The sequence below is a fragment of the Tepidiforma sp. genome (assembly GCF_034433535.1).
Lineage (GTDB): Bacteria > Chloroflexota > Dehalococcoidia > Tepidiformales > Tepidiformaceae > Tepidiforma.
In genome coordinates, this window is sequence record NZ_DAOUAO010000179.1 from 1 (window position 1) to 5,624 (window position 5,624).

The following is a 5,624-nucleotide window of genomic DNA, read 5'->3' on the forward strand; positions in this document are numbered from 1 at the left end:
CTGCGGGCTCGACCCTCGCCGCGAGCGCGGCCTACCGCCAGCTGCGCGCGCTCAATGACCTCGCTCGCTTCGGGGAGGCCGCCGCGCTGCCGGCCGTGACCGCCGACGGTCCGCTGGCGGCCTATGCGGCCTTCGAACGCGGCCGCGCCCTGGCCGGCATCGGCGAAGCGGCAGCCGCCACGGCGGCCTGGGAGGCGCTCCTTGCCGATCTGCATGCCACAGCGGCGCTGCGGGCCGCGGCGCTCGAGGCGCTCGCCGGCCTCGCCCGCGATGCCGGGGACCGCGAGGGCCTCGCCCGCTGGCTCGACGCGCGCATCGCCTTCGACGGCAGCGCCGCAGCCCGCTACGAACGCGCCATCCTCGCGCAGGAGATGGGCGCCCCCGAATTCGCGGTCGGGCTCCTGCAGGCGATCCTGGTTGCCACACCGCTCGCGCCCGAGGCGACGCTCGCCATCGCCGAACTGCGCGACCTCGGGGCGGAGGTCGACCCCGGGCAGGAAGGTTTCATTCTCTACCGTCGCGGCGCCTACGCCGAGGCGGCCCGGCTGCTGAGCGCGGCCGTGGATGAGCCCGGGCTTGCCGCGGCCGACCGGACGTACCGCGCCTACTACCTCGCCGCCAGCCTCGAAGAGCTCGGGCGGGCGGCCGAAGCGGTGGCGTGGTACGACGCTGCCGCGGCAACCGGCGCGACCTCCCCCTTCGTCCACCGCGGGCAGTACTGGGCCGCCCGCGTCCTGGAGAACAACGCGCAGCTGGCTGACGCAGGCGAGCGTTATGTTCGGCTGGCGACCCTCGGTCCAGCCGGTGAGTTCACGGGGGAGGCCGCCTTCCGGGCCGGCTTCACCCTCCTCCGCGCGGACGACCCTGCCGGCGCCCTCGCCGCCTGGGAGGAGGTCGGCGCGGCGCCGTCGGCGCGGCTCGAGTACTGGCGCGGCCGCGCGCTCGACCTGCTCGGCCGGTTCGAAGAGGCGCGGGCTGCCTACCGGGCGGCGCTTGCGGCCGGGCCGCTCGATTTCCACGGATTCGAGGCAGCCGTTCGCCTCGGCGAAGCGGAGCCGCTCACGGGGGTCGCCTACCGCCCGCGCGATCTCACCCGCGGGGTCGACTGGGAGGCCATCGCAGCCTGGCTGCGGGGGCGCATCGGCGGCGACTGGACGGGCGCACCGGCCACCGGCGCCTGCGAGCTGGCAGCCGCCGGCCTCGCGCGGGACGCCGCGGCCGAGCTCCTGGCCGCCGCCAATGGCGCCGGGGCCTGGCGCCTGCTCGAACTCGCCCGGGAGGCCCACGGCTGCGGATTTACCAGTACCGCCCTCTCGCTCGCTGTCCGGCTTCGGCAGGAAGCGGGCGCCGCCTCGCACGAGGTGCCCCCCGACCTCCTGCGGGTCGCCTACCCGGTGGCCTACCCCGCCGCCCTCGACGCCGCCGCGCGGGCCCGCGACATCGACCCCCTGTTTTTCGCCGCGCTCATCCGCGCCGAAAGCCTCTGGGACCCGGGCGCGGGGTCGTCGGCGGGAGCGCTCGGCCTCACCCAGGTGATCCCGTCGACGGGCCGGGGGATCGCCGCCGCGCTCGGCGTCGAAGGGTTCGAGCCGGCCGACCTCTTTCGGCCGGCGGTCGCGCTCGAATTTGGCGCCTACTACCTCGGGGTGCAGCTGGGGCGGTTCCGCGACCCGCTCCTGGCGCTGGCGGCGTACAACGCCGGTCCCGGGAACGCGCTCCGCTGGGCGGCGCTGGAGCGTTCGACCGCGGCCGACCTCGCGGAGAGTATCGACTTCTCCGAGACGCGGGCGTACGTGCAGGTGATCGTGGACGCGTACCTGCACTATCAGCGCGCGTGGAGCGAGTGATTCGCCCGTAAGGTGCAGGCTGGGGTATGGTGGAAGCCCCGCCGCGAGCGAGGCGGCCTCGAGGAGGTGACCGATGGCGACCAAGCGCACGTACCAGCCCCATCGCATCCCGCGGAAGCGCGAGCACGGCTTCCTGAAGCGGATGTCGACGCGCGCCGGCCGGCTGGTGCTGAAGGCCCGGCGGCTGAAGGGCCGCAAGCGCCTGACCGTGGCGTAGGCCCGGCCATGAAGCGCGCCCGCCGCCTGCGGAAGGGCGTCGAATTCGATACGGCATATCAGAAGGGGACCGTGGAGCGCGGTCCCCTTCTTGTTGTGCGGGTCGTTCCGAACGGATTGGGTCGCGACCGCTGGGGGTTCGCGGTGGGGAAGCGCCTGGTGAAGCTGGCGCACGACCGCAACCGGGCGCGTCGCCGGCTGCGGGAGGCAGCCCTGCGGGTTCAGCCTGGCGGGACCGGGCGTGATATCGTGGTGGTAGCGCGCGAGGCGGCGCTGACTGCGTCGATTGAAGAGCTGGCGGCGGAACTCCGCCGGCTGCTGGTGCGGGCCTCGCGGCGTTCCGGGGGTGCGGGATGAGCCGATTGCTGGCGAAGCCGCTGATCTGGCTGGTGATGGGGTACCAGGCGACGTTCTCGCGGGTCATGCCGCCGGTCTGCCGGTTCGAGCCGTCGTGTTCGCGCTACGCGCGGGAGGCGCTGGAGAAGCACGGCGCGTTCCGCGGCGGGTGGCTGGCGCTGCGGCGGCTGTCGCGCTGTCGGCCCTTCGGCGGCAGCGGCTACGACCCGGTCCCGTAGCCGTCGGCGGGGTCCGGGAGCGGCAAGGATGCCTCCGGCGGGACGGGGAGCGGTTGCAAGGTGGAGGGGGATGCGCAGGGTGATGGCCTGGCCCGGCGCGCGTGCGGTCCGAGGGAGAGGAGCCGGGGGATGCGCCGGGAGTCCGGCGGTGAAGATGCGCAGCCCCGAAGTCTCAAGTCCGGTGAAGGCGCCACGATTCCCGGGTTCCGGTGCGTTGGTCGGGGCGCGCCATCGATGGATTCCGTCGGGTCCCGGGTGCGGCGCGCCGTGAGCGGCCTTGGCCGGGGCTGTCCCGATCGCGTTGGTGTTTCACGTGGAACGACCGCGGTCAGTCGCTGGCGGCCAGGTGCGTTGTGCAGGCGGCCCGCCGGTGGCCCCGGGGTCCCGGGCCGCACCTGCGAGGGCCGCGGCGAGCGTGATGAGAAGCGGCGGCGTTTCACGTGGAACAGTTCGGCGCGGCCATGGGGCGGCGGCGGTTTCCCGGCCGCGTCGAGGCGGGCGTTTCACGTGGAACGCCGCTGCGGGCTGGCCTCCAGCCGGCGGAAGAGGTGCGCAGCGGCATGGGCCGCCGGCGCGCGATGGCGCGGGGTTCTGGTCGGCGCTCGGTCGGCCGTTTCACGTGGAACACCGGGTTCGGACCCGGTCGCCAGGCGGGCGGCCCCCGCGAGCGATGTTTCACGTGGAACGGCCGGTCCGCGCCTGCCAGCCGGTCGGACGCCGCGCGAGACCGTTCCACGTGAAACACCCTGGGGACGCGCGAGGCGAACAAATGTTCTCAGTTCCACGTGAAACAGCGGGCGCCCAGCCTGTAAGCAGCCCGGCTGCTACCATCACCGGCGTGACCCGCCTCCGCACCCTCGCAGCGGCCCTCCTGGCCGTCGTCGCCCTCCCGCTCGCTGCCTGCGTCTCCGTCACCAACCCCGAGGGCTGGGCGCCCCCCGTCCTCGACGGCGACAGCCTCTACCTCACCACGGACCACGGCCACCTCTCCCGCACCACCCTCGCCCCCGATGGCCGCGCCGCCACCGCGACCTGGACCTTCCCCGATAAGGACCTCAAGGACGAGAAGGACCTCCGCCCCAACGCCGCCTACGGACCGCCTGTCCTCGCCGATGGCCGCGCCTACTACGCCACCTTCGAAGCCGGCGTCTTCGCCCTCAACGCCGAGACCGGCCGCTCCGAGTGGCCCGAACCCGGCAAAACCAACGCCGGCGCCATCACGGGCAACATCGCCGGCGGCCTCGCCTACGCCAACGGCATTCTCTTCTTCGGCACCACCGAGGGCCGCCTCTACGGCTGGAACGCCAGCAACGGCGCCCCCGCCCAGGGCTGGGAAACCCCCCTCGTCTTCGATTCCGGCATCTGGGCCACCCCCGTCGCCATCGGCGGCACCCTCTACGTCGCCACCATGAACGGCGAGCTCCACGCCATCTCCATCGCCGACCGCTCCCCCGCCTGGCCGCAGCCCCTCGAGGTCTCCGGCGCCATCCCCGACCTCACCGCGCTCGACGAAACCCGCCTCTTCGTCCCCTCCATCAACCGCCACGTCTACATCGTCGATGCCCGCAGCGGCCAGGTCCTCACCGACTACCGCGCCCGCGACTGGGTCTGGACCGCGCCCGCCCTGGACGGCTCCCGCCTCTACTTCGGCGACTTCGGAGGCCACATCTATGGACTCGACATAAGCACTTCGCCCGCCACCGAGCTCTGGCCGCCCGCCTCCACCGAGGGCCACCGCGTGAAAGCCGCCCCCGCGATCGTGGATGATGTGCTGGTGATCGCCGACCGCGGCCCTGTCGTCACCTTCCTCGATGCGAACACCGGCCAGGTGCTCAATCGCGTCCCCATCGATGGCGCCGGCACCATCCGCGCCAACCCGCTCGCCGCCCGCGACGGCGTCTACCTCCTCACCACGAAAGGGCGCCTCTTCTTCGCCAACCCGGCCAACCGCCAGGTCATCGAAATCCCCGTCAGCGGAGTGAAGCGATGATTGGCGAACTCTTCACCGTCGGCCTGCTCAACCCGATGGTGAACCTCCTCGTCCTGCTCAACAACCTGCTCTTCGGCTCCTTCGGCCTGGCGATCATCGCCTTCACCATCCTCGTCCGCGTCGTCACCTTCCCGCTCACCTACCGCCAGCTCCACGTCACCCGTCAGATGCAGGCCATCCAGCCGCGCGTGCAGGAGATCAACAAGAAGTACAGCGACCCCAAGCGGCGGCAGGAAGAGATGATGAAGCTCTACCGCGAGGCCGGGGTCAACCCGCTCGGCTGCCTCGGGCCGATGCTCATCCAGTTCCCCATCCTCATCGCCCTCTACAGCGCGGTCCGCATCGCCCTGCCGAATTCGCCCGAGGCCCTCGAAAAACTGTCGAGCCATGTCTACGACTGGGCCTACCTCCAGCACGCCCTCCCGGTCCAGGAGTTCTTCCTCGGCATGGACCTCCGCCATCCCAACCTCCTCATGGTCGTCCTGGTGGGCTTGACGACGTGGGGACAATCGAAAACGACCGTTACCGTCAGCACCGACGAACGGGTCCGCCAGCAGCAGGCCATGATGAACGTGATGCTGCCGCTGATGTTCGCCTTCTTCGCCCTCCAGTTCCCCTCCGGCGTCAGCCTCTACTGGGTGGTGAACTCCATCGTCGGCATCGGCTTCAACATCCTCATCTACGGCTTCAAGCCCCTCGGCATCGAACCCGTCTTCGGCGTCCGAACTCCCCCTCCCCCGACCATGGCAGCCGAACCCGTTCCCGCTGCTGCCGCCATCTCATCCGCGCCAAACCTGAGGACTCCCGAACATGGACCAGCTCGAAGCAAGCGGCAAAACCGTCGAAGACGCAATCAATAATGCCCTCCAGCAGCTCGGCGCCACCCGCGACGAAGTTGAAATCACCATCATCGATGAAGGCAAGAAAGGCGGCCTCTTCTCCCGCGGCCGCGACGCCGTGGTCCGCGTGACCCGCAAGGCTCCCGCGCCTGCGCCC

7 protein-coding genes are annotated in these 5,624 nt (G+C 71.6%); all 7 read left to right on the forward strand.

Annotation, left to right across the window (positions count from 1 at the left end; genetic code table 11):
* The coding region (locus VAE46_RS09395; RefSeq protein WP_322796673.1) for a lytic transglycosylase domain-containing protein at nt 1-1,847 on the forward strand (1,847 nt) is incomplete at its 5' end.
* A 73-nt stretch (nt 1,848-1,920) separates the two neighbouring features.
* Nucleotides 1,921-2,064 carry a 50S ribosomal protein L34 gene (gene rpmH, locus VAE46_RS09400; RefSeq protein ID WP_322796674.1) on the forward strand — a complete coding sequence of 48 codons (144 nt, stop codon included), beginning with the start codon at nt 1,921-1,923 and terminating at the stop codon, nt 2,062-2,064.
* 8 nt (nt 2,065-2,072) lie between these two features.
* Nucleotides 2,073-2,420, forward strand: coding sequence for a ribonuclease P protein component (rnpA, locus tag VAE46_RS09405; RefSeq protein WP_322796675.1), 348 nt, complete (start codon nt 2,073-2,075; stop codon nt 2,418-2,420).
* Nucleotides 2,417-2,638, forward strand: a complete 222-nt coding sequence (gene yidD / locus VAE46_RS09410; protein ID WP_416223959.1) for a membrane protein insertion efficiency factor YidD — start codon at nt 2,417-2,419, stop codon at nt 2,636-2,638. Before rnpA ends, yidD begins: the two co-directional genes overlap by 4 nt.
* Before the next feature lie 838 nt (nt 2,639-3,476).
* Entirely contained in the window at nt 3,477-4,628 is a 1,152-nt protein-coding gene (locus VAE46_RS09415; protein WP_322796676.1) for a PQQ-binding-like beta-propeller repeat protein, read from the forward strand.
* Nucleotides 4,625-5,488 (forward strand): YidC/Oxa1 family membrane protein insertase, encoded by an 864-nt coding sequence (locus VAE46_RS09420; RefSeq protein WP_322796677.1) that lies wholly within the window; start codon nt 4,625-4,627, stop codon nt 5,486-5,488. The genes VAE46_RS09415 and VAE46_RS09420 overlap by 4 nt, the downstream gene beginning before the upstream one ends.
* Nucleotides 5,439-5,624: Jag N-terminal domain-containing protein (locus VAE46_RS09425; protein ID WP_322796678.1), on the forward strand; the 186-nt coding region annotated here is incomplete at its 3' end. The genes VAE46_RS09420 and VAE46_RS09425, both read left to right, overlap by 50 nt.

What these genes read in the sequence shown, in the direction of transcription:
- rnpA (WP_322796675.1), top strand. Translation starts at nt 2,073, where the DNA reads ATGAAGCGCGCCCGCCGCCTGCGGAAGGGCGTCGAATTCGATACGGCA.
- rpmH (WP_322796674.1), top strand. Translation starts at nt 1,921, where the DNA reads ATGGCGACCAAGCGCACGTACCAGCCCCATCGCATCCCGCGGAAGCGC.
- yidD (WP_416223959.1), top strand. Translation starts at nt 2,417, where the DNA reads ATGAGCCGATTGCTGGCGAAGCCGCTGATCTGGCTGGTGATGGGGTAC.
- VAE46_RS09420 (WP_322796677.1), top strand. Translation starts at nt 4,625, where the DNA reads ATGATTGGCGAACTCTTCACCGTCGGCCTGCTCAACCCGATGGTGAAC.